This window comes from Chengkuizengella sp. SCS-71B (assembly GCF_040100845.1).
Lineage (GTDB): Bacteria > Bacillota > Bacilli > Paenibacillales > KCTC-33759 > Chengkuizengella.
Genome location: NZ_JAZHSH010000002.1, coordinates 1 through 24,999 on the forward strand (window position 1 = coordinate 1; position 24,999 = coordinate 24,999).

The window sequence follows — 24,999 nt, forward strand, 5'->3', positions numbered from 1 at the left end:
GTTTAATTCACTCTTCACTTTTTAGGGTAATTTAAAAGTCGTATTGTACTGTTACTTGTGTTGTAATACTAATCTGACCAGTTGATATTGAGGTGACTGAGTCTTCAGCAGCATATAATTTAGCAGTAGCACCACCATAAGGACTGATAGATACACCTTGACCTTGAACCACATTTACTATTCCTTTTATCGATCTATTATCCGTTTTCGCAATCACCGTTGCTTTTTCTTTTGCATTTGCCATGGCTTTTTCGATCGCTTGCAATTCATATTCATCTGATTTTTCTGTTCCGAACTGAATATTATCCACACGGTTTACACCAGCTTTAGTCAAATCATCTACTAACTTTCCTATCTCATCAATCTCTCTATATGTGATTTGTACACTATGGGTCGTTTTATAACCTAATAGTTTTGGAGCTTCATCCTGCATATACTGATATTCAGGATATACATTAAAACTTGTTGTTTTTACATCTTTTTTATCAAATTTATAAGTGTCATATAACATCTTGTCAACAGTTTCCATACTTTTAGCATTTGCATCTTGTGATTTTTTAGCTGTATCTGCTTTAGTTTCAACTGTAACATGAACATAAGCTACGTCAGGCTCTACCATAATTTCTCCGTTGCCTGTCACCGTAATTGTATTATTCTTTTGTCCTTCCTGTGCCAATACATTCCCTTTTACATCTGAGTTTTGTAAAAAACCAATCCAAGCTGCTGCAGCTAACAATACACTTAATAAAGTAATTGAAATTGTTTTTTTTGTGATTTGCATCATTATTCTCTCCTTCTTTAGATATAAACTTTTATCTTATTTTTTAAAATTATGCTACAAAATTCATGTTGTACACTAACATTCGTAATTTGCAAAATAACATCTCCTTCTTTTTAAGGCTCTCAAACAAATAGACGATTTGTGGAAATAAAAGGTTGCAGTTTTTCATAAAATAAAATTAAAAACAATATCTAATATGTATAAAGAAAATAAAGAACCAGCATTCAAGCTTCCTAAGAAGTTAAATACTGGCTAGCATTGTTTATAATTTATTACTGAGTTTCTAATTCTTCCTTACTGCATAAATCAACTAGAGCGTTTACAGCTAGTTCTGCATCAGAACCTTCAGCACTAATATTAATTTCCGTACCTGAACTAATAGCTAAACTCATAATTCCCATAATACTTTTTGCATTTACTTTTTTATCATCTTTTTCTACAAAGATTTCTGAAGAAAACTTATTAGCTTCTTGTACAAACAATGCGGCTGGTCTTGCATGAAGTCCTGTTTTCAATTTTACAACGACTGGGTGATTTACCATTAACTTCAATACCCCCCTATACTACTTCTATAAATATTTATATTATACCATTATTAATGTTTTAATTCTATAAAGAAAAACCTTATTGAATGCCTCTGAGAGGTAATCTATTACTTGATCAATTTCGAATCTGATCTGCTATCTTATCAATTTTCCTTAACCGATGATTCACTCCTGATTTACTCACTTTATCTTTTAATAGCTCACCTAACTCTGTTAAGTTTAAATCTGGATGTTGTAATCTCAGTTCAGCTACTTCCCTCAATTTATCTGGTAAATGATCGAGACCCATTGTATCTTGAATTAACTTGATATTATCTATTTGTCTCATCGCAGCGCCAATTGTTTTATTAAGATTAGCTGTCTCACAGTTCACCAACCTGTTCACTGAATTCCGCATATCTCTCATAATCCGAACATCTTCAAATTTGAGCAAAGCTTGATGAGCTCCGATTATATTTAACAAATGAATGATCTTCTCCCCTTCTTTGATGTAAAAAATAAAGCCTTTTTTCCTTTCAATACATCTAGCGTTTAAATCAAATTCATTCGCTAGATCACAAAGTGCATTACAATGGTCCTCATACATCGAAGCAATTTCTAAATGATACGAAGAACCTTCTGGATTATTAACTGACCCTGCTGCAAGGAAAGCACCTCTTAAGTATGCTCTTTTACAGCATGTATCTTGAATGATTTTTTGATCAATGTTCGTTTTAAATATAAAGCCTTCTGAGACAATTCTCAACTCAGACAATAATGGCTGGACTTGATCAGGTATTCTAACAATATATACATTATTTTTCTTCAACCGCATTTTTTTTTGAACTAAAATTTCAGTATGAATGTTAAATTGTTTTTTTATTAAAGAATACATTCTCCTAGCGATAGCTGCATTCTCAGTTAAAATATCCAAAACCACTCTCTGATTGGTTATTTTAATCGTTCCATTCATACGAATTAATGCGGAAAGCTCAGCCATCGCACAGCAGCGATCCACTTCAATCATCGTTAGTTCTTTTTTCGTTTGTGCCGCAAAGGACAAACGAATCACCTCTTCCTTAACATCCCACGTTCAACTAATTGATAAATATGCATGCTCAGTTTTTCAGCATTATGCCTTAAATAAGTTCGATATAATACCAAGTCGTCAGATATGACTTCAAAACCATTTTTTAAAATCTCATCTATATCTACTTTTACTGGTATGGCTCCTTTTTCTGCATACTTTTGTTGAACATGTGATGGAATATCTTCATTGTTTACAATGACATAATCAAAAATATGATGTCCGATATGTTGATAAATCGCTTGTAAATGGTCATTCACGGTATAATTATCTGTTTCTCCTGGTTGCGTCATTACATTGCTGACATATATTTTAACAGCAGAAGATTGATCAATCGTATCCGCTATTTGCGGAACTAATAAATTAGGAATGATGCTAGTATATAAGCTTCCTGGTCCAATCAAAATGGCATCTGCTTCCTTAATCGCTTCTATTGCTTCCAATAAAGGTGTAACTTCATTTTTTTCAATAAAAACCTTCTTTATCTTTTTACCCATTTTTGGGATTTGAGATTCCCCTACAATAATACTACCGTCTTCCATCTCAGCTTTTAAAACAATAGCCTGACCTGAAGCAGGTAAAACTCTACCTCTAACAGCTAATACCCTACTTAATTCTTTTATTCCCGTAACAAAGTCACCTGTAATATCTGTCATCGCTGCAAGAATTAAATTACCCACACTATGACCAGCAAGTCCAGTCCCACTTGTAAAGCGATGAGATAAAACTTGAGATAGTATAGGTTCAGCATCTGCTAAGGCTGTTATAACATTTCTAATATCACCTGGTGGAGGAATTTGCAGCTCAGTTCTTAGAATACCTGAACTACCACCATCATCAGCTACAGTGACAATAGCTGTAATATCCAACGGTTTCTTTTTCAAACCTCTTAACATAACAGAAAGACCAGTACCGCCACCTATGACTACAATTTTAGGAAGCTCTAAGTTACTATCCATTTAAGCTCCCTCCAATTAATGATCTCTATCTGAATCTCTGTGGCTCACTCTAATTACTTCTGGCTCACTATTGCCGATCATTTTCCCCAAATATTCAGCAATAGCAACAGATCTATGTTTACCACCTGTACATCCAATTCCTATCACAATTTGACTTTTGCCTTCCTTGATATATTGTGGGATCAGGAAATGTAGTAAATCTAATAATTTCGTTAAAAAGGTTTGTGTGTCGCCCCACTTCATAACATAATCATAAACCTCAGTATCTTTCCCAGTATGCGGTCTAAGATGTTCAATATAATGTGGATTAGGTAAGAAACGAACATCAAAAATTAAGTCTGCATCAATAGGTGTTCCGTATTTAAAGCCAAACGACATTACATTTATATGGATTCCATTTTGTTCGTTTTCTGTAAAACTAGATGAGATTTTTTGCTTAAGTTCTGCCAATTTTAAATGGCTCGTATCCACAACTAAGGTGGATGAACCTTTTAATTCCTCAAGCAATTTACGTTCTAACTGAATACCATCTAATGGTAGTCCTTCTGCCGCCAATGGATGACGTCTGCGACTTTCTTTATATCTTTGCACAAGCACAGAGTCTGTAGCATCTAAAAACAGGATTTCACACTTTATTGTGTAATTGTTTTTTATATATTTAAGAGAGTCAGATAATGCTTCAAAAAACTCTCTTCCTCTTAAATCGATAACTAACGCCACTTTACCAATTCTACCATTTGATTGTTCGATCAAATCAGCAAACTTGGGAATTAATACCGGTGGTAAATTATCTACACAGAAAAAACCCAAGTCTTCTAAACATTGAACAGCCACAGTTTTACCTGCACCCGACATCCCCGTTACAATCACTAATTTAGCTATATGATTGGAGCTCTCCATGATTTCTCCCCCTTGTGGTAAGTTTAAACTTTAAATAAATTCAAACCTGCAGCGCCAACGATACCCGCATCATTTCCTAATGTAGCAGGGACGATATCCACTCCTTCTTTTATCGCATCTGGAGTGAATTTCTCAAAATTCTCTCTTATTTGATCAAATAAAATATCCCCTGCTTTAGAAACCCCTCCTCCAACAATAAACCTTTGCGGATTTAACACAAACGCCAACATGGACATTGATCTTCCTAAATAATAAGCCGCTCTCTTTACAATTCGAATGGAGACCTCGTCATTTACTCTTGCTGCATCAAAAACGTCCTTTGCAGTAATATTGTCAAGCAATGATAATGACGTTCTCTCTCCTCTCTCTACTGCATCTTTAGCCATACGAATAATCCCTGTAGCCGAAGATACTGTTTCAAGACATCCTTTTTGACCGCAACCACATTGAATAGCTTCCAAATCGGGAACAACTGACATATGCCCGATTTCTCCAGCCATTCCATTGAATCCTTGATGTATTTTATTTTCTATAATAATACCACCACCAACACCTGTGCCTAACGTATAACAAATGACATCTGAAACACCTACGCCAGCGCCACTCCAAACTTCCCCTAGCGCCGCAACATTTGCATCATTATTTACAGTGACTGGCTTTCCGGTTTTCTCCTCTAAAATTTCCTTCACTTGAACATTGTCCCAGCCTAAATTAGCTGCTCTTTTCACTAATCCATTTTTGTCCACAAATCCTGCAATACCCGCTCCTATACCAGCTACATTGTCCCAGCTAAAAGTAGAATCTTCAACAATTTTTTTTACATAGGTTGTGATATTGTCTGTAACTTGTTCATAACCCCCTTCAGATTCTGTAGGGCCTTCATAAGTTTGAATTAGCTTCCCCTTACTATCACATATACCAACTTTTACGGTTGTACCTCCAAGATCTATTCCTATATAAATCTGCTCTGACATTTTTTACACCTCTAATTTTTTATTAAATTTAACTTATCCTCATCTAAAAAGTTCCATTTTCAGCACCAATGACAATGTTCAACTTATCTTCGCTGACATCATATAATGAAAAAAAGGGGACTTTTTAAACGATATAGAGCGTCTCCATCAATGAATAACCTTTTAACCTTCACTATAAGCTATGCTTATGACAAGGTCAAGACACTTATCTGCAGCAAAATACAATGGTTTATATTACCATTAAGCAATTATCAACCTATAGTCATAAGCCGATTTATTCCGACAATGTTCTATTATTTTTAAGCAAACAGAAAACTCGCCAATTGGCGAGTTTTCTAATTACTTTTACTTTTTTGTAAACAGGAAAGTGGTTGATATTTTAACTGCCTAGCGTTTGGCTCCAGTCGTGAACTGCACTTTCTTCTAAAAACTTCTCTGCATCTAATGCAGCCATACATCCTGATCCTGCAGCGGTAATTGCTTGACGATAAATTTTGTCTTGAACATCTCCACAAGCAAAAATACCTTCTACATTCGTTTGTGTTGTGCCTGGTTTTACTTGAATATACCCTACTTCGTCTGTATCTAAAACTCCTTTTAAAAACCCAGTATTTGGGCGATGGCCTATGGCAACAAAAATACCGTCAGTTTCAATAATTTCTTCTTGTCCCGTTTCATTATCTTTGACCTTTAACCCTGTTACACCATTGTCTCCAGCTACAACTTCAATCGGTGTTTTATTTAATGCCCAACTTACCTTCTCGTTCTGACGTGCACGATCCTGCATAATTTTAGAAGCACGTAATTCATTTCTACGATGGACAACCTTCACATCCGTAGCAAACTTAGTAAGGAAGTTCGCTTCCTCCATTGCGGAGTCCCCTCCACCAATTACGATGACTTTCTTACCTCTAAAGAAAAATCCGTCACAAGTTGCACATGCACTTACCCCACGTCCCATATTTTCTGATTCACCTGGGATTCCCAATAATTTAGCAGATGCACCTGTAGAAATAATGACAGATTGTGCCTCAACTTCCTCTGACCCTTCTAAGAATAATTTAAAAGGACGTTTGGAGTCATCTATTTTATTCACCCATCCCGTTTTGAACGTAGCACCAAATCTTTCGGCTTGTTTACGCATGTTATCCATTAATTCAGGTCCCATAATTCCATCCGGGAAGCCAGGAAAGTTTTCTACATCTGTGGTGATTGTTAACTGTCCCCCTGGTTCCGGTCCTTCTATCACTAAAGGCTCAAGATTTGCACGAGCTAAATAGATAGCAGCAGTTAATCCTGATGGTCCTGTTCCTACAACAACTGATTTATACATGAAAATTCCTCCCAACTCGTTAATTATTTCAATATTTTATAATTAATATTATCTAATAATCATTATAAAGTAAAAAACAAAAAAATAAAGTAATTTATATTACAAAACATTATTTTTTATTAATTCCACATTTTTTCTTATCGTGGACACGGATATTTGATATATCTCCGAGACTTCACGATAGGTAAGTTCAACATTGTACATTTTTGCGATTATATACTCAAGTGCTGCAGACCAGCCATTTGGTTTATTTATATTAGGTACATTTGGATATTTCATGGTTAGGAAATTAACCCAAAGTGTATATAGTTCATATTTCTGCTGTAAGTCATATCGATCTTCCATGTTTATTAAAGCCTCTTCAATAATCAAGTGCCACTTCTCATCCCAACTCATGAGTTTATTGGAAAGAGGCAATAAATCTATATTTAGTTTTTCTCCATTTGATACCATTTCGTAGGGTTCTGAAGCTTTCATAGTTCGAAGTAAAAAAACAGCAATTCTTTTAAGTTTATCTTTTTCATCTGGCTCTAAAAGAAATTTCCTTAATAACTTCTCTACATCTTTATTCTGAATATAGCTTATGATTTCCAAAACTTGAAGTTTATTTGTCGTCGTACCATGAAACAAACCCCATTTTAGTGAAGTTTGAACGATATGATTTGTATTCCACTCATTTAATACATTTTCCTTCCACTTCCCAAGCATATGAAAATGCTCTTCAAATGGCAAAAAGTAATGATAGCTTAACATCATTTCTTGATCTGTTATTAATGTATCAAATTCTTCAATAAAAAAGTTGGGAACGGTATCTTTACCGTCTATACTTTTTGCTTGTTTCCAAAGACGTAATGCTTTCTCATACTTTTTCGTATTAAAGGCGGCAACAGCTGCGTAATGATACAGCGACGGCTCAACAACCTCATCTCCTGTTTTTATTAATCTTAAGAAATGATGGTATGCCATTTCGTGATTGCCTAATAGTCCCAATGTCATTGCAAGTTTGTAAAGCTGATCTGGAAGATACGGATACGTTTTGCTTAACAATTGCAAGAGTTCGGATAATTTCTCCTCATCTTGTATTTGTCTATAATATATCGCTAAATTACATAAAGCATGTAAGTTCCCTGGATCAACCTTTAAAACCTCTTCAATGTGCTTGGAAGTTCTTTCATAGTCACCTATATAATAATATGCTAAGGCTAGGTTATTCTGGGCTGCTACAAAGTCTGGATATTTTTTGATAATTTTTTCTAAAAGATGAATTGCCTCCGAACATTTGCCCTCTTCTAATAAAAGCCTTGCACGATCGTGATCAAAAAACTTTTCTTTTGATTTCAATTTTTTAATTGGAATTTCTCGATTGAGTTCAATGCTTAGAAGTTCAATCATCTCATCACTTTCTTCTAAAAATTGTCCCTCAACATCTTTTTCTAAATAAGATACAAGTGCCTCTTCAGCTGATTCAAATAAATCCATATTCATATAATTATTGGCCATATAAAAATGACACTCTGTCATGGAAGGATCCACTTCATCGAGTACCTTTTTTAAAATTTTATTCGATTCTCTATAATCGCCTATTTCAGAATATACACCAGCCAAGTTAGCATGATTAACCGGATTTTCCGGTTCAAGTTCCATAGCTCTCCTAAAATATTTTAGTGCCTTACTATACTGGTAACGATCCAAAAAATGGACAGCTTTTTCGTAAAAGAATGTGGCATTCATGCTTAGTGATACAATATTCGTTTTATCCCTTCCAACCACTGTTCTTTTTCTTTGCATGTCTGTAGGCACCTCCATATAAGTAAGGTTCATATAACCTTTATAAGTAAGAATCAAACAAAGTATAACACATCTTAACTACCTAAAAAAGTAACGTTTATATCAAAACCCCCAAAAAGTAAATAAGAAAGGAAAGCCCTTTTTCTCTACCTTTGGGGGATTATTAAATATTATGATCTGTAAGACAACCTCAAATCATGTAGATGAATAACCTCTAAGGTTTAAACTCCACCTGACTTAAACAATGTACTGATGGAGCCACCCTCCATAATAATTTTTATAGCGTCCGCAAGTAACCCTGCCATTGAGATCACTTTAAATTTAGTTGGATGATCTTCTGGCAATGCTATGGAGTCAGTCACTACAATCTCTTTTATATTAGGATGGTCTAACCGTTCTAAGGCTGGACCAGAGAATACTGGGTGTGTTGCACAGACATAAACATCATTGGCTCCTTTTTCTTTTAAACCTTCTACTACATTGACAATGGTAGTTCCAGTATCAATCATATCTTCAATAATAATAGGCGTTTGCCCTTTAACATCCCCAATAATATGTGTAATCACAGATTCATTATGCGCAGGGCGTTTTTTGATCATGATCGCAAAAGGCGAGTCTAAATAATTAGCCAACTTTTCTGCAGTGGATGCTCTACCTGCATCAGGAGAAACGACGATTGGATTTTCAATATTTTGTGCTTTTAAATAGTGCGTGATATGATCCAATGCTGTTAAATGATCCACTGGGATATTGAAAAATCCTTGGATTGCAGGAGCATGTAAATCAATTGTAATGACGCGACTAGTCCCTGCCGTAGTTAATAAGTCTGCAACTAACTTTGCAGATATAGGCTCACGTGGTGCTGCTTTCCTTTCTTGACGAGCATATCCATAATATGGCAGGACAACTTGGATAGTTCTTGCAGATGCTCTTTTTGCAGCATCAATCATTACAAGAAGTTCCATCAAATGTTCATTAATCGGGTGTGAAATGGATTGAACGAGAAATACATCACAATTACGAATAGACTCTTCGAAATGGACATAAATCTCACCGCTTTTAAATCGGGAAACTTTAATTTTTCCTAATGATTTTCCAAGATTATTACATATTTGTTGTGCCAGCTGAGGATTGGCAGATCCTGTGAATACTTTCACACATTCATAATTCATGATTTACCTCCTGAAAATTTATAAACATACCATGATCCGCTTACGTTGATCATACGTAGCCAACTGTGTAAAACCTATTTTTTTCAACAAATTTCGCGCTTGGTCTAGATACAAACCAAGCTGCTCTGGTTTGTGTGCATCTGAGCCAATCGTTAAAGGAATGCCAAGTTTATGAGATTCGATGAGCATGCGTTTACTTGGAAACATTTCTTCAACGGGCATGCGTAAACCAGAGGCATTTAATTCTATCGCTAAATCATGTTCCTTAATTAGATTTAACGTTTGCCTCTCCATCTCTATCATATCACTTTTTGGCTTCTGACCAAACCTTTTTATCACATCTATATGACCAATGTAGTCATAGAGGCCTGTTTTCACCGCTTTTTGGACAGCATCATAATATTGAACAAACACTTTATCCACATCTCGACTTTCCCAATGATCTAGTTGCCGGGAATCTGAAATATCCCATTCTCCTAAAAAATGAACAGAACCAATGACATAGTCCCATGAGTAGGAAGAAATGATTTTTTCAATTTCAGTTTCGTACCCTTCAATATAATCTGCCTCAAGTCCTATTTTAATATCAATTTGATCTTTATATTTTTCCTTCAATAAAAAACATTCTTCGACATATTTAGGAAGTTCATCTGCAGGCATAGCCATTCCCGGTAAATACGTTTTTGGGTCTACATGAATTAAAGGCATATGATCCGATAAGCCCAACTGCTGCAAACCGATCTCAATGCCTTTTTTTACGTAATCCTCTAAGGAACCAGAAGCATGTCCACAGCGCTCATGATGTGTATGATAATCAATTAACATGACGCTTCTCTAACTCCTTCATTATATTTTTAATTGGTAAATCTCTATCTTTCAACAATACCATAAGGTGAAACATTAAGTCACTTACCTCGTAGGTCAATTCTACATTATCTTTATTTTTAGCTGCAATGATGACCTCTGCAGTCTCTTCACCGACTTTTTTAAGAATTTTATCGATTCCTTTTTCAAATAAATAAGTCGTATATGCACCTTCAGTTCTTTCCTCATATCTTTTTGCAATTATAGATTCTAATACAGCTAATATATTAAAATCATTTACCTCATAATCTTTTGGTACATCATCATCTGACTTTGAAAAAGCAACTTCATTAAAAAAGCAGCTTTGTTCTCCTGTATGGCATGCGGGACCTTTTTGATTGACAAACACTAACAAGGTGTCTGCATCACAGTCATATTTCATCTTTACTATGGATTGAGTATGACCAGATGTCTCCCCTTTGTGCCATAGCTTTTGACGTGACCTACTCCAAAACCAAGTTTCTCTTGTTTCCAATGACAACTTTAATGATTCTTTATTCATATAAGCCACCATTAATACATCTTTGCTGCTTTGATCTTGAACAATAGCAGGAACTAAACCTTGATCATCCCAGGTTATTCTGTCTAATACATCATTTAAAGTTTGTTCAATCATAGGATCAGACGCTTTTAAGTATTGCTTTGCCAACGTACTTCCACCCCTTTTTCCTTTAACTCTTGTTTTACATTATTAATGGATAATTCTTTATAATGAAAAATGGAAGCAGCAAGTCCAGCATCTGCCCTACCTTGAGAAAAAACATCATAAAAATGCTCAGATTTGCCTGCACCACCTGATGCAATGACAGGAATACTCACAAGATCTGAAACTGCCCTTGTTAATTGTATATCAAATCCATCTTTTGTGCCATCCGTATCCATACTTGTCAATAAAATTTCACCAGCACCTAAGTTTGCAACTTTTTGGGCCCAAAATAAGACTTTAATACCTGTAGCATTTCTTCCTCCATGTGTATAAATCTCCCAATCTTTCCAATTAACATTATACTTCGCATCGATAGCTACAACGATACACTGTGACCCAAATTTACGAGCTCCTTCTGAAACTAGTGCAGGATTTTGAATAGCTGCAGTATTTATCCCGATCTTATCAGCTCCTGCTCTAAGCAATTTCTTCATATCTTCTACACTACGAATGCCCCCACCTACTGTAAAGGGAATAGCAATCTCACCTGCCGTTTGTTTAACAACCTCTACCATTGTTGCACGTCCTTCAACGGATGCAGATATATCTAAAAAAACGAGTTCATCAGCACCTTCTTTATCATATATTTCTGCTAGTTCAACTGGATCACCGGCATCTTGTAAATTAACAAAATTAACTCCTTTCACCACACGACCATCTTTCACATCTAAACATGGGATAATTCGTTTTGCTAACATCATTTAAAATCCTTCCTCTATCGCTTTTGTCAAATGGATTTTATTCGTATATAGTGCCTTTCCTATAATTGCACCTATTACGCCATCCTGTTTATGAACCGCTAATTTCTTTAAGTCACTTATATCACTTACCCCCCCTGAAGCAATAACAGATTGTCCTGAAGATTTAGCCAGCTTAACGATGGACTCTACATTCGGTCCTTGCATCATCCCATCTCTAGATATGTCCGTAAAAATAAACGTTTTTGCTCCTTTTTGTGCTAATTGATGTGCTAATTCATCTGCTTTCACTTTAGATGTTTCCAACCAACCTCGAGTGGCAACATATCCATCCCTTGCATCAATTCCTATTGCTATTTTGTCTCCATATTGTTCTAATACTTCTTCAACAAAATCACGATCTTCAATGGCAGCCGTTCCAATAATGACTCTTGATACACTACATTTTAATAGTTGTTTTATACTTTCTATTGAGCGTATGCCTCCACCCACTTGAATAGGCACGTTTACTGCAGAGGCAATTTCTCCAATAATATTTTCATTCACAGGATAACCCGCTTTAGCACCATCTAAATCTACAACATGAATCCATGATGCACCTTGCTTCTCCCAAGTTTTTGCAACATCAACTGGACTTTGATGATATACCGTTTCTTGATTATAGTCTCCCTGCACTAATCGTACACATTTTCCGTCTAAAATATCGATTGCTGGATAAATTGTAAATGATGACAACATGATCGTTCCTCCCATAACTTTATCTTTAATTCAAAACAGATATTTCCGTCTTTTTCAAAAAGTTACTTAATAATTTTATTCCAATGATTCCACTTTTTTCAGGGTGAAACTGCATTCCGTACACATTCTCTCTTCCTACAATCGCTGTAACCTCTTGAAAGTAATCTGTCGTTGCTAACAAATCGGTGGGTTGATCAAGCTGAACATGGAAAGAATGCACAAAATAAACATGACCTGCCTCTAAACCATCAAATAATGGATGCTTCACTTTAACATTCAAATGATTCCAGCCCATATGCGGAATCTTATAATCACCTTGAAAACGAGTCACTCGACCAGGCAACAAATTCAAACCCTCGTGTTCTCCATATTCTTCACTGCTTGAAAAAAGAAGCTGCATACCTAAACAAATACCCAATAGAGGTTTTCCAGTCTGGACAAACTTATATAAAACCTCTTGAAGTCCGGTTTGTTTTAATTGTTCCATTGCATCTCCAAATGCCCCGACCCCAGGTAAAATAGCTCCATCAGCATCAAGAATCTCTTGTTCACTAGAAGTAATCAGAGCGATATATCCTAACCTTTCTACTGCTTTACTTACACTGTGTAAATTGCCCATACCATAGTCAATGATTGCGATCAATGGTTACAACACCCCTTTCGTTGAGGGAACTCCTTGCACACGTGAATCAATTGCAGTTGCTTCATCCAATGCTCGCCCAAGTGCTTTAAACACAGCTTCAATCATATGGTGTGTGTTATGTCCATAATGCACAATAACGTGTAATGTTAATCTAGCTTCAAGAGCAAACTTCCATAAAAATTCATGAACTAACTCTGTAGAAAAACCTCCAACTAAATTAGAGGGATACTCAGCACGATATTCAAAGTGTGGACGGTTGCTAACATCAATAATCACTTGTGCTAAAGCTTCATCCATCGGAACAAAAACACTTGCATACCTTTTAATTCCCTTTTTATCTCCAAGTGCGTTGTATAACGCTTGACCTAAACATATCCCAATATCTTCAACAGTGTGATGATCATCAATTTCTATATCACCTTTAGCCTTTACGTATAAATCAAATTGTCCATGTTTTGTGAACAGATCCAACATATGATTTAAAAAAGGGACATCCGTTTCAATTTTCGTTTTTCCAGTACCGTCTATTGTGAATTGGAGTGAAATATCCGTTTCATTTGTTTTCCTTTTGATTTCTGCATTACGATTGTTATCCATCAAGGTTTCCTTCCTTTTCTAAACGAATTTGAATTGATCTAGCATGTCCTTCAAAACCCTCTTGTCTAGCAAGCTGCATAATATATTCACCATTTTGTAAAATCGCATTCTTGCTATAATAAATAACACTTGATTTCTTCAAAAAATCATCTACATTTAAAGGAGAAGAAAATCGAGCGGTTCCGTTTGTGGGTAAAATATGATTCGGTCCTGCAAAATAATCACCTACAGGTTCAGCACTATATCTGCCAAGGAAGATCGCTCCAGCATTTTCAATCTTTCCTAAAATGCTCATTGGCTCATCCATCATGATTTCTAAATGCTCTGGAGCCAATTCATTAACAACCTTAATCCCTTCCTCAATATGATCAACGATTAAAATAACACCGTTCTGTTCGATAGATTTACTTGCAATCTCTTTTCTCGGCAAAACATTTAATTGAGTCTCCACCTCTTTTTGAACATGTAATGCTAGATTTGAGGAATTTGTAACTAAAATAGCAGTAGACATCTCATCATGTTCAGCTTGAGATAAAAGATCAGCCGCTACATAAGAAGCATCTGCTGATTGATCGGCTAAAATCGTAATATCCGTAGGTCCAGCAATGCTATCGATATCAACTACCCCATATACTTCTCGTTTAGCCAATGCAACATAAATGTTGCCTGGACCACAGATCTTGTCTACAGGTCGAATCGTTTCCGTACCGTATGCCAAAGCTGCAATCGACTGCGCGCCACCAACACGATACACTTCTTTGATGCCTAACTCCTTAGCAGCTGCTAAAATAAATGGATTAATCCCTTCTTCCCCATTCGTTGATGGAGGTGTTACCATAACAATTTCATTAACACCAGCAACCTGTGCTGGTATCGCATTCATTAATACAGATGAAGGATAAGCCGCTGTTCCCCCAGGCACATAAATGCCTACTCTGTTTAAAGGTCGCATAACTTGCCCCAACAGACTTCCATCCTCTTGAAGATCCATCCAAGAATTTCGCTTTTGTTTTTCATGAAAAACTTTTATGTTTTCCGCGGCTTTCCTTAAAGCGACTAGGAATTCATCATTTACATGTTCATAAGCCGCATCTATTTCTTGTTTCGATACTTTTAACCTAACACTCTGTACACCGTCAAATTGCTCTGTAAATCTAATTAAAGCTTCATCCTTTTCACGTATAATAGTTTCAATAATATTTTGTACAGCTTTATTTTGTTCCGCTGAGCCGTATTCTACTTTTTTATTTATAGTAAATTGTTTAGCAGGTAAAACTTTCATCATATTACACCTCCGCTCCTTCCTTAATTTCTATTGCAGATTGAAGCTGATCACAAAGCAGTTGAATAACATGGTTTTTCATCCGATAACTCACTCGATTTGCGATTAAACGACTTGTAATAGAGAACATTTCCTCTAATTCTATCAATCCATTTTCACGAAGCGTTCTACCTGTCTCTACCATATCTACAATTCGATCAGACAAGCCTATTAAAGGAGCGAGTTCAATAGAACCGTTTAATTTAATCACTTCTACTTGATGACCGCGTTCTCTAAAATATTGACTAGCAAGGTTAGGATATTTTGTCGCAACTTTTGGATTCATCACTTCCTTCCAATTAGGAAGCCCAATCACAGACATTCTGCATTTAGCAATGCCAAGATCTATAAGTTCATATACATCTCGATTTTCCTCCATCAATACATCTTTACCAACAATACCAACATCAGCTACACCATATTCAATATAGGTGGGGACATCTACTGGTTTGGCCATAATAAACTCCATATTCGCTTCTGGAATAGGAATGATTAATTTTCGTGAATCATCAAAATCTTTGGGAATAGGTATGTTTGCATCACGAAATAATTGAGATGCTTGTTTGAATATTCTACCTTTAGGCATAGCTACTTTTAACATGTCCATCTACTTTCCCCCTTTCGTCATATTTATAATGTCAGTGTAATTTTGTAATAGATGAGACTTTGATTCAATTAAGGAAGTTGTTTTTCGAGTTTCAATGATTTGACCATCAGTTCTTAACATTTGTGCATGTTTTAACGCTTCCGTACGGTTTTGTTCATCATATAAAATTAAGGTACGAGGAAATTCATGATTAGAATTGTGACTCACAACCTCTAAAATTCGATTTGTTTTTAATGAGAATCCTGTCGCAGGCGCAGGGCGTCCAAACTGAGTGAGCAAGTTATCATACCTGCCCCCACTGCATACTGGGAAACCAAGTTTGCCTGCATAACCTTCAAAAGTCATTCCTGTATAATAAGAGAAATCTCCAAGCATCGTTAAATCAATACCAACGTGTTCAGAAACACCATAGGCTTCTAATACTTCCCACACTTCAAACAAATGATGAATGGATTGTTTAGTTGATGGATCGTTGATATAGGTTTTAGCTAGCTCACAAATTTCTTTTCCGCCTCTTAGCTTTAAAATACCCTCTAACTCCTGTTTTGCTTCCTTTGGAATTGACAGATGTTTAATTGCTTGTTTATAACCGACATAATTTTTATTTAATAAATGCTTTTTCAAGAGGGTTTGTTCTTCTTGATTAGCGATTAATGTTTCTTCAAATAAACCTTGTAGAAATCCCATATGACCCAATGCAATTTTAAAATTCTTAATGCCCGCTGCTTTTAAAGAAGATATAGCTAGTGCAATGATTTCAGCATCTGCATCAGGAGATCCATCTCCGATCAACTCCGCACCTGTCTGAACGAATTCAGCATCTCTTCCCGCTTCATCCTTCATCGCTCTAAACACGTTAGAATGATAAGACAATCGAATCGGAAGGGGTTCATCTTTTAGCAGCGATGAAACAACTCTAGCAATGGGAGCTGTATTATCTGACCTTAATACTAGTGTTGTACCTTTTTTATCTAAAAGCTTAAAAAGCTTGTGGTCTGACGTTAAACTTGCCATACCTACTGTATCGTAATATTCTAATGTAGGTGTAATAATTTCCTGATATCCCCACTTTTCCATGCAATGTATTACATTATTTTCTATTGTTCTCAATCCGCGGACTGCATAAGGCAAATAATCTCTTACGCCCAATGGTTTTTCAAATACTTTTGGTTTTGACACCGACTTCACCCCATTAAATACTTCTCATCAACCCAAAATGCTTTAGTATGCTACCAAGTTAAAGAGTAATCAATTTTAACACAAAAAGAGCAATAACGTCAACGGTTATTGCTCTACTCACATTCAATTAAATAGAAAAAAAATTCATTGTTTTGGTTTTATGACCTGAATAGGGTTCCCACCTACAAAACTACCTGCCTCTACATCTTTATGTACAACTGATCCAGCAGCGATCACTGCATGATCCCCAATGGTAACTCCTGGCAAGATGGTTGTATTTGCTCCAATTAATACATTTGAGCCAATATAAACCTCACCTAAACGATATTCGTCAATGAGATATTCATGAGCTAAAATAGTTGTATTGTATCCAATAATAGAGTTTTCTCCAACATGAATTTTTTCTGGGAAAAATACATCTACCATAACCATTAATGCAAAGGCAGTTTGCTCCCCAACCTTCATCCCTAATATATTTCTATAAATCCAATTTTTCAGCTTTAAGGATGGGGAATAACGTGTAATTTGGATGAAGATAAAATTTCTTAACCCCTTCCACTTGCTGACCGTTTTATAAATTTGCCATAATGAATTGTTTCCTTGCATTGGGAATCGTTCTGTTTTTCTCAAGCTAACTTCCTCACTATCTATAATAGTACGATAACCTTTAGTATCGTTCGATTGGATCTGAATACTTTGGTAGGTTAGGATTTTTAATTCTGCGTACGATGATCATAACTATAGCAAACAAAATGAGCAATAAACTAATGAACTGTGCGATTCTTATGTTTCCATAAGCCATATTTCCTGCATCACCAAAAATCAGTGACATCGGAGCCCATAAAATTTCCATAAAATCTACGAAAAATTGAGAACCTGTAAATGCCAAACTATCCGTACGCAAACCTTCGATGAAAAATCGTCCTAAAGAATACCACATAATATAAGTGAAAAATACTTCACCAGACTTCATAAATGATCTTCTTCTCAAAACGAATAATAACAATAATCCAGCTAAGTTCCAAATCGATTCATATAAAAACGTTGGATGATAAAATATACCATCTATGTACATTTGATTCACAATAAAATCAGGCAAATGAAGTGTATCTCTTAAAAAAGATTCAGCTACTGGTCCGCCATGGGCCTCCTGATTCATAAAGTTACCCCAACGTCCAATCATTTGTCCTAAAATTAATGATGGTGCACAAATATCTGCAATACGCCAAAAGCTCACTCGCTTCACTCTAAAATAAATAGCCGCTCCGATAACGGCACCTATGAGAGCACCGTGAATAGCTAGTCCACCATTTTGAATCATGATAATTTCTAATGGGTCGTTTTTATAACTATCCCATTTAAAAGCAACATAGTATAACCTTGCTCCTACAATTGCAGATGGGACTCCAATTAATAGTAAGTCTAAAAAGAAGTCAGAAGACAAATTAAACCTCTTTCCTTCCAAAATGGCTAATAACAAACCCGCTAAAGCTGCACTGCCTAATATAATCCCATACCAATGCACATCAATTGGCCCGATTGAAAAAAAGACAGGGTCTATAACATAAAACATGCAATTTCCTCCTTTGTTTTGAACAACTTCATTTATAAACTAATCAATATCTTCTTCATCAGCTATTGTTTCAGTTAATTTATTCGTAAATTGCATTGCTGCATTATATCCCATTCGTTTCAAACGATAATTCATTGCTGCAACTTCAAGGATAACAGCAAGGTTACGTCCCGGTCTAACTGGAATTGTAACAAGAGGAACTTTGGTATCAATAATTTGAGTTGTTTCTTCATCCAAACCTAAACGATCATATTGTTTTTCTTGATTCCATGTTTCCAATTTCACAACAAGTGTTATTTTTTTAATATTTCGAATGGCTCCAGCACCAAATAAGGTCATTACATTAATAATACCTACACCACGAATTTCCAACAGATGTTTAATTAGATCAGGAGCACTACCGTATAGATCATTGTCAGCAGTCTGTCTTATTTCAACCGCATCATCCGCAATTAAACGATGTCCTCGTTTAACTAATTCTAATGCAGTCTCACTTTTTCCAATTCCACTATGTCCCGTTATTAACATCCCTACTCCATTAACATCTACTAATACACCGTGAATCGTTGTTGTAGGAGCCAATTTATTTTCTAAAAATCCTGTAATTCTGCTAATCAAAATCGTAGTTGAATAGGAACTTCTAATAACTGGAATATTTTTTTCTGATGCAATCATCTCTAATTCTACCGGTGCTTCCAATTTACGCGTAATAAAAATACAAGGAGTTTCATCGTGGCAAATTTCTTGCATTCGTCGAGTTTTTTCTTCTTTACTAAGAGTTTTAAAATATGTCAATTCTGTCATTCCTAAAATCTGAACGCGTTCTTTAGGATAATATTCATAAAACCCTGCCATCACCAGCCCTGGGCGCGATATATCTGCGACCGTTATGTATCGATCTAACCCGTCTTGCCCACATACAACTTCCAAGTCTAATTTCTTTACTAATTCTTTTACTTTTACTTTTTTGGGCATATGATTATGTTCTCCTTTTAGACACCCATAAATTTATATTTTCATCGTAATGGAAATGATCTAAAAAAACAAGATATTAACTACTAATTCACCATCTCTATACAAAAAAAACTCGCAGATTGGCGAGCATCTAAGGGAAAAACAGAGAAAGGCCAGCAATATAGCTGACCTTTAACAAATTATGAATTAAATTTAATTTTCAAAAACATTTAATTCAGTATCTCTATCAAAAATATGAATTTTGTTCATATCAAAAGCAAGTTGAATGTTTGAACCTTCTTTAATATTAGCACGACCATCCACACGAGCGGTAAGCATCTTATTGCCAATCCCAGAAAGGTATAGGTTCATTTCATGTCCTAAATTTTCAGCGACATCAATGTGTGCATTAACAATGCTGTTCGGAGATGCTTCTAAGAAAACAGGTTCTTGATGAATATCTTCTGGACGTACACCTAATATAATATCCTTTAATAAGTATCCTTTTTCACGAAGAATTTTTGCTTTTCCTTCTGGAATTACAATGTCCACACCTTCAGCTGTAAAGTGTATATCTTTCCCTTTTTCATCCAATTTACCTTCAATAAAGTTCATAGATGGAGAGCCGATAAACCCAGCTACAAACATATTTATAGGATGATGATATACTTGTGTAGGGGAGTCTACTTGTTGAACTATACCATCCTTCATAATAACGATGCGAGTTCCCATTGTCATTGCTTCAGTTTGGTCATGTGTTACATAGATAAACGTTGTTTCTAAACGTTTATGCAATTTTCCGATTTCAGTACGCATTTGTACACGAAGTTTAGCATCAAGGTTAGATAAAGGCTCATCCATTAAGAAAACTTGTGGTTCACGGACAATAGCACGACCTAAGGCAACACGTTGGCGTTGTCCTCCTGATAGCGCTTTTGGTTTACGTTCTAATAAATGCTCAATGTCTAAAATTTTTGCAGCTTCACGAACACGCTCTTCTATTTCTGTTTTTTTCATTTTACGTAGTTTCAAACCAAATGCCATATTTTGATAAACCGTCATATGCGGATACAACGCATAGGATTGGAATACCATTGCAATATCGCGATCTTTTGGCGCAACATCATTAACCAAACGATCTCCAATATACAATTCCCCTTTAGATATTTCTTCTAAACCGGCTATCATTCTAAGCGTAGTAGATTTTCCGCAACCAGAAGGACCTACAAGTACCAAAAATTCTTTATCTGCAATTTCTAAATTAAAATCAGATACAGATGGAGTTTCAGAATTTGGATATATTTTATAAACGTTTTTTAGACTTAGACCTGCCATGTTAAAATTCCTCCTTGCCAATGATTTATATCCATAATTGTATCTTAGCAAGATAAAAAAACCTATGTGCAAGTTGTACAAAATAACTAATGTTGTTTTGTTAATTTATACAATAATAAAGATACCTTTACTAATACCGCCTGATTAAAAACTCTTACATCTAGTCCAGTTTCTTGTTTAAACTTATCTAAACGGTAAATTAATGTATTGCGATGGATATACAATTTTTTTGCTGTTTCACTCACATTACAACTTGTATTAAAAAATTGCTCTAAGGTCGTTTTCATTTCTACATCCAAAACAAAATCAACTTGTTTAAATACACGTTCAATAAAAAGTCTTCTCTCTTCATCTGACAATATATCCAATAATGATTCTAAATATAAATTCCATGGGGAGTGTATGTACTCATTTTGGCAATAATTTCGACCTAACTCCATAATTTCTCTTAATTGTTTAATGATAAGAATCACTGATTCACTCGGTACTATAGGATAATGTATCGCGATGTGACATTTACCAACCCACTCACTCAACAGCATCTCATATAAACTAGAACTAAAAAATTGTAAAGACTCCTCCATTTCATGTTCTATATCCTTACCTTGCTCCTCTATTTCCTCTTCTAATAAATCTAGAGAGCATAATAATAAATATTCTTTATTGGAAAGAGGAACAAATACAATTTGAGAATTATAAAAAGACTGCAATAAACTAAACAATTCTTCATCTGTTCCTATATTTTGGTCTGATACATGTGTTTGTATCAAGATTGGTATATTATTTTTTAATAGTTGAGGAGTTTGTAGTAATGATTCAGGAAGCTTCTCATCCAAATCATACTGAAGTTGATTTAAAATCCACGTACGAAGAGAAATCGGCTTTTCATTCCCACTTGCAGATTCAGTTTGATTCTGATTCATTCGACATGTATTTAAAGTCATTTCTATTAAACTTTTCTCAGAAGACGTTAGTAAAGTTTGGTTCACAGAAAGGGCATAATAATAACTACCTTCAGAGTATAAGTAAAAGTAAATTTGATCGTTCTTCTCTATGGTATTACCATCAAAAAACCACTCATTTTTCTGTAATACTTCCCATTTAAATTGTAAATTTAAAATTTGCTCTAGTTTAGTTTTTATTTTATCCCAATTCATAACATGGACTCCTTAACATTGTATACACTAATCTTAATGTATAAAATTACTCCTATCAAACATACTTTCAATCATTTTATTATACCGCCCAGAATGTAGATATACCAACCTGTATAGATTTTCAAAGCTAAATTCAATCACTGCTTATAACTAATTAAAGATTTATTTAAAAACAACTATTTAAATAAATTAACATTTTAGATTGCTTAACATTTATAAATGTTTTATACTGTAAATAATCAAATGATAAAGGTGAAATTTATGGAAGACATTACAGCTTTTTATTACAAAAAAATAAAAGCCTCTTCAGACGCTCTAAACTCTATACTTTTAGATGAATATCACAAATTTGTGGATAAAGAAGTGCTTAATATAACCCCGAAACAAAGCATCTTGTTAGATTATCTAAACAAAAAATCTTTGACAAATAGTGAGATTGCTAAACATTTCTCCATTACACCTAGTGCAGCAACACAACTGATCAACAAATTAGAAAAAAAAGGCTATGTAAAAAGAGAAATTAATGTAAATAATCGCAGAGAAATTATTGTTCATCTTGATGAAAAAGGAATTGAATATCATAATTTGATGTCAAAATTTGAATTACATCTCATTCAAAAATATTATTCTAAATTAAATAAAAAGGATTTAGAAAATTTAGTTGATTTACAGGAAAAAATATATAAAATAGTTACTAAAATTCAAAAAGAAGAGGAAAACTAATTTTTTTCACTAATAGTTAAGTTTGATTAATTATAAATATATCTTAACTATATAAAGATTAGCATATTTATAAAGGTAAATATAGATATGCAGCGTTATATCGATCAATAGTTAAGTTAACTTAACTTTACATGCATCTAAATCATTGATAAAAAAATTTAAAATTGAGGAGGTTTTAGTATTGGTTTTATTAAAAAACAGAGTTTTTCAAGTTATTGTTTTAACTGATTTGATCCAACAAACTGCCATCTGGATTCGAAACATTGCCTTGTTATTTTTTGTAATGGATTTAACTAATAATAATCCGATTTACGTCTCACTTTTAACGGTTATCGAATACGCACCTATATTTATTTTTTCTTTTATAGGAGGTACTTTAGCAGATCGATGGGATCCTAAAAAGACAATGATATATGGTGATTTTGCCAGCGCGTTATCTATCATTATTATTATCTTTTTTGTGACAAACGGAAATTGGCAAGTCATTTTTTTGGCTACACTTATATCTAGTATTGTAAGTCAGGTTTCTCAGCCCTCATCTTCCATTATGTTTAAAAGACATATTCCTGAAGAAATGATCGCACCAGCCATTGGAATCATTCAAAGTTTGCAATCCTTATTTCTCATCATTGGACCCATCATTGGAACATTAATCTACAGTTGGTTAGGCATTACCGCTTCATTAGTAAGCATTGCGATCGCATTTTTCATTTCCTCTATCATATTATTGTTCCTGCCTAAAGTAAAAAAAGAGAAGGAAAATATCTCATCTAAATTTATAAAAGAAATGCAAGAAGGCATTCAATACGTGAAAAACTCTAAAAACTTAAAAATCATTGCAATCACATTTGTATTCATCGGGTTAGGGGCAGGAATTGTTCAACCACTTGATGTTTTTATTGTCATTGATCGTTTAGGTCTAGAAAAAGAAAATATTCAATGGCTTTATATGTTAGCAGGAATAGGAATGTTTATTGGAAGTATTGTCGCTTCTATTCTAAGCAACAAACTAAATATGAAAAAAGTTATTGTTGGAGGTTTATGTTTCTTATCCCTCTCGCTTATTGTAGAAGTTTTATCTGTTTGGTTCGTGTTAACAGCAACAATGAATTTTATCACAGGATTCATATTAGCCATGTGGCAAACTATGTTAGGAATGCTCATTATTAAAATGATAGATGAAAAATTTGTTGGAAGAACAAACGGAATTTTGACTCCATTGTTTATCGGAGGAATATTGCTCGGGTCAGCTGTTGCAGGACCATTAGTGACTTTCACATCACTTATAACTACTTATATAATCTCTGCAATCATCATTTTCGTTGGTGCAATCATCAGTACGGACCTTGAATTAAAAAACACTCAAAAAAAGTTAAAAAATAATACTGAATAGAAGACAAGACACAATTGGATAAAATAAGCTTCTTGTTGTATTTGTTAATTCATTAAAATATAAAAAGACTTTCAGATAGAAATGAAAGTCTTTTTTTTGATACTAATTCTGAATTGAATTACTCATTTCTTGCATATGTTACATTGTTAAAAAAGCTAAAGGAATAAACGGCTGCAATTCCTACAATGACATATATTGTACGGGAAAGGCCTGAATCCATCCCACCAAAGAGCCCTCCTACTAAATCCCATTGAAAAAGCCCAAATAACAACCAATTTAATCCACCTATGATAACTAAAAGTAACGCGATCACGTTTAGTGTTTTCATGAGAAAGTACCTCCTGACATTTCGAGAAGATTTGCATTCATTTATTATGGTACCCATAAAATGTAATATTATTACAAGACACAAAAAGCCTGCTTAGAAAGAGCAGGCTTTGGAAATGATAAATTAGTTAACCTTACTTCTGATTAATTTTGTTGAAAAAAGTTAGTGAATAAATCGCGGCTAATCCAATAATAATATATACAATTTTAGATAGAGTCGAATCCATTCCCCCAAACAATTCAGCGACTAGATCCCACTCAAAGATTCCAACTAATAACCAATTCAAACCACCAATAATAACAAGCAGCAGAGCAATTACATTACAAGTTTTCATAGGAAATCCCCTCCCATTCGTCCTTTTAATGAATTTACATGAATTTACTTTCACTACCATGTATATTGGTGAATTGAACGGAATATTTCACTTTTTTAAATTAATTTCTGTATACCTAATAAATTAGATCCCAAATCACCAAATTTCCCATCACTAATAATCATGTTTCCGAATGCCGTCGTCACCATCAAAAGGCATGGAAGAAAAATACTCCCTTATATAGACTTTTCTATTCTCTCCACCATTACTTTTCCCTGCCACTAAACCTGCACCACTCACCATACCAATAATAAAAATTAATAATGTACTCATTATAAATCTCTCCTTATTT

General features: G+C 34.6%; 28 protein-coding genes. 2 read left to right on the forward strand and 26 right to left on the reverse strand.

What is annotated here, in order from left to right; translation table 11 throughout:
- Window positions 1-31 precede the first annotated feature (31 nt).
- The 23 genes from VQL36_RS20640 to VQL36_RS20750 all read right to left on the reverse strand — a co-directional run bounded on the left by VQL36_RS20640 (window position 32) and on the right by VQL36_RS20750 (window position 21,890).
- Window positions 32-781 carry an SIMPL domain-containing protein gene (locus tag VQL36_RS20640; RefSeq protein WP_349251231.1) on the reverse strand — a complete coding sequence of 250 codons (750 nt, stop codon included), beginning with the start codon at window positions 779-781 and terminating at the stop codon, window positions 32-34.
- A gap of 272 nt (window positions 782-1,053) precedes the next feature.
- Window positions 1,054-1,323 (reverse strand): HPr family phosphocarrier protein, encoded by a 270-nt coding sequence (locus VQL36_RS20645; protein WP_162037945.1) that lies wholly within the window; start codon window positions 1,321-1,323, stop codon window positions 1,054-1,056.
- A 118-nt stretch (window positions 1,324-1,441) separates the two neighbouring features.
- Window positions 1,442-2,368 carry a DNA-binding protein WhiA gene (whiA, locus tag VQL36_RS20650; protein ID WP_349251232.1) on the reverse strand — a complete coding sequence of 309 codons (927 nt, stop codon included), beginning with the start codon at window positions 2,366-2,368 and terminating at the stop codon, window positions 1,442-1,444.
- Between the two features lie 5 nt (window positions 2,369-2,373).
- Window positions 2,374-3,351 carry a YvcK family protein gene (locus VQL36_RS20655; protein ID WP_349251233.1) on the reverse strand — a complete coding sequence of 326 codons (978 nt, stop codon included), beginning with the start codon at window positions 3,349-3,351 and terminating at the stop codon, window positions 2,374-2,376.
- Between the two features lie 15 nt (window positions 3,352-3,366).
- The gene (rapZ, locus tag VQL36_RS20660) at window positions 3,367-4,251 is read right to left on the reverse strand and encodes an RNase adapter RapZ (protein WP_349251234.1); all 885 of its coding nucleotides are present in this window, start codon (window positions 4,249-4,251) and stop codon (window positions 3,367-3,369) included.
- A gap of 23 nt (window positions 4,252-4,274) precedes the next feature.
- Window positions 4,275-5,225 (reverse strand): ROK family glucokinase, encoded by a 951-nt coding sequence (locus VQL36_RS20665; RefSeq protein WP_349251235.1) that lies wholly within the window; start codon window positions 5,223-5,225, stop codon window positions 4,275-4,277.
- Between the two features lie 379 nt (window positions 5,226-5,604).
- Complete coding sequence (trxB, locus tag VQL36_RS20670) at window positions 5,605-6,558, reverse strand: thioredoxin-disulfide reductase (protein ID WP_349251236.1); 954 nt, start codon at window positions 6,556-6,558, stop codon at window positions 5,605-5,607.
- A gap of 99 nt (window positions 6,559-6,657) precedes the next feature.
- On the reverse strand, window positions 6,658-8,346 hold the full coding sequence (locus VQL36_RS20675; protein ID WP_349251237.1) for a tetratricopeptide repeat protein: 1,689 nt from the start codon (window positions 8,344-8,346) through the stop codon (window positions 6,658-6,660).
- A 221-nt stretch (window positions 8,347-8,567) separates the two neighbouring features.
- Window positions 8,568-9,518 (reverse strand): ribose-phosphate pyrophosphokinase, encoded by a 951-nt coding sequence (locus VQL36_RS20680; RefSeq protein WP_349251238.1) that lies wholly within the window; start codon window positions 9,516-9,518, stop codon window positions 8,568-8,570.
- Window positions 9,519-9,536: 18 nt separating this feature from the next.
- A complete protein-coding gene (gene hisJ, locus VQL36_RS20685; protein WP_349251239.1) occupies window positions 9,537-10,343 on the reverse strand; it encodes a histidinol-phosphatase HisJ in 807 nt (268 codons plus the stop codon).
- The gene (gene hisIE / locus VQL36_RS20690) at window positions 10,333-10,998 is read right to left on the reverse strand and encodes a bifunctional phosphoribosyl-AMP cyclohydrolase/phosphoribosyl-ATP diphosphatase HisIE (RefSeq protein ID WP_349251266.1); all 666 of its coding nucleotides are present in this window, start codon (window positions 10,996-10,998) and stop codon (window positions 10,333-10,335) included. The genes hisJ and hisIE overlap by 11 nt, the downstream gene beginning before the upstream one ends.
- Before the next feature lie 14 nt (window positions 10,999-11,012).
- Entirely contained in the window at window positions 11,013-11,786 is a 774-nt protein-coding gene (hisF, locus tag VQL36_RS20695; RefSeq protein WP_349251267.1) for an imidazole glycerol phosphate synthase subunit HisF, read from the reverse strand.
- Window positions 11,787-11,789: 3 nt separating this feature from the next.
- Window positions 11,790-12,521, reverse strand: a complete 732-nt coding sequence (gene hisA, locus VQL36_RS20700) for a 1-(5-phosphoribosyl)-5-[(5-phosphoribosylamino)methylideneamino]imidazole-4-carboxamide isomerase (protein ID WP_349251268.1) — start codon at window positions 12,519-12,521, stop codon at window positions 11,790-11,792.
- 28 nt (window positions 12,522-12,549) lie between these two features.
- A complete protein-coding gene (gene hisH / locus VQL36_RS20705) occupies window positions 12,550-13,167 on the reverse strand; it encodes an imidazole glycerol phosphate synthase subunit HisH (protein WP_349251240.1) in 618 nt (205 codons plus the stop codon).
- A 3-nt stretch (window positions 13,168-13,170) separates the two neighbouring features.
- A complete protein-coding gene (gene hisB / locus VQL36_RS20710) occupies window positions 13,171-13,764 on the reverse strand; it encodes an imidazoleglycerol-phosphate dehydratase HisB (RefSeq protein ID WP_349251241.1) in 594 nt (197 codons plus the stop codon).
- Window positions 13,757-15,046 carry a histidinol dehydrogenase gene (gene hisD / locus VQL36_RS20715; RefSeq protein WP_349251269.1) on the reverse strand — a complete coding sequence of 430 codons (1,290 nt, stop codon included), beginning with the start codon at window positions 15,044-15,046 and terminating at the stop codon, window positions 13,757-13,759. Before hisD ends, hisB begins: the two co-directional genes overlap by 8 nt.
- A gap of 4 nt (window positions 15,047-15,050) precedes the next feature.
- Complete coding sequence (hisG, locus tag VQL36_RS20720; protein WP_349251242.1) at window positions 15,051-15,692, reverse strand: ATP phosphoribosyltransferase; 642 nt, start codon at window positions 15,690-15,692, stop codon at window positions 15,051-15,053.
- Window positions 15,693-16,871 (reverse strand): ATP phosphoribosyltransferase regulatory subunit, encoded by a 1,179-nt coding sequence (locus tag VQL36_RS20725; protein WP_349251243.1) that lies wholly within the window; start codon window positions 16,869-16,871, stop codon window positions 15,693-15,695.
- 144 nt (window positions 16,872-17,015) lie between these two features.
- Window positions 17,016-17,501, reverse strand: a complete 486-nt coding sequence (locus VQL36_RS20730) for an acyltransferase (protein WP_349251244.1) — start codon at window positions 17,499-17,501, stop codon at window positions 17,016-17,018.
- A 37-nt stretch (window positions 17,502-17,538) separates the two neighbouring features.
- Window positions 17,539-18,444 (reverse strand): prolipoprotein diacylglyceryl transferase, encoded by a 906-nt coding sequence (lgt, locus tag VQL36_RS20735; protein WP_349251245.1) that lies wholly within the window; start codon window positions 18,442-18,444, stop codon window positions 17,539-17,541.
- Window positions 18,445-18,483: 39 nt separating this feature from the next.
- A complete protein-coding gene (gene hprK / locus VQL36_RS20740; protein ID WP_349251246.1) occupies window positions 18,484-19,419 on the reverse strand; it encodes an HPr(Ser) kinase/phosphatase in 936 nt (311 codons plus the stop codon).
- A 192-nt stretch (window positions 19,420-19,611) separates the two neighbouring features.
- Window positions 19,612-20,733, reverse strand: a complete 1,122-nt coding sequence (locus VQL36_RS20745; protein WP_349251247.1) for a sn-glycerol-3-phosphate ABC transporter ATP-binding protein UgpC — start codon at window positions 20,731-20,733, stop codon at window positions 19,612-19,614.
- Window positions 20,734-20,819: 86 nt separating this feature from the next.
- Window positions 20,820-21,890, reverse strand: a complete 1,071-nt coding sequence (locus tag VQL36_RS20750) for a PucR family transcriptional regulator (protein WP_349251248.1) — start codon at window positions 21,888-21,890, stop codon at window positions 20,820-20,822.
- Window positions 21,891-22,151: 261 nt separating this feature from the next.
- Between VQL36_RS20750 and VQL36_RS20755 the strand changes: the two genes are divergently transcribed.
- Window positions 22,152-22,613, forward strand: a complete 462-nt coding sequence (locus VQL36_RS20755) for a MarR family winged helix-turn-helix transcriptional regulator (RefSeq protein ID WP_349251249.1) — start codon at window positions 22,152-22,154, stop codon at window positions 22,611-22,613.
- A 181-nt stretch (window positions 22,614-22,794) separates the two neighbouring features.
- The gene (locus tag VQL36_RS20760; protein ID WP_349251250.1) at window positions 22,795-24,006 is read left to right on the forward strand and encodes an MFS transporter; all 1,212 of its coding nucleotides are present in this window, start codon (window positions 22,795-22,797) and stop codon (window positions 24,004-24,006) included.
- Window positions 24,007-24,124: 118 nt separating this feature from the next.
- Here VQL36_RS20760 and VQL36_RS20765 read toward each other — a convergent pair whose 3' ends face one another.
- The 3 genes from VQL36_RS20765 to VQL36_RS20775 form a co-directional block, all read right to left on the reverse strand.
- Window positions 24,125-24,334, reverse strand: a complete 210-nt coding sequence (locus VQL36_RS20765) for a DUF378 domain-containing protein (RefSeq protein WP_162037967.1) — start codon at window positions 24,332-24,334, stop codon at window positions 24,125-24,127.
- A 133-nt stretch (window positions 24,335-24,467) separates the two neighbouring features.
- Window positions 24,468-24,668 carry a DUF378 domain-containing protein gene (locus tag VQL36_RS20770; RefSeq protein WP_349251251.1) on the reverse strand — a complete coding sequence of 67 codons (201 nt, stop codon included), beginning with the start codon at window positions 24,666-24,668 and terminating at the stop codon, window positions 24,468-24,470.
- Window positions 24,669-24,821: 153 nt separating this feature from the next.
- On the reverse strand, window positions 24,822-24,980 hold the full coding sequence (locus VQL36_RS20775; RefSeq protein ID WP_349251252.1) for a hypothetical protein: 159 nt from the start codon (window positions 24,978-24,980) through the stop codon (window positions 24,822-24,824).
- Between the last annotated feature and the right edge of the window lie 19 nt (window positions 24,981-24,999).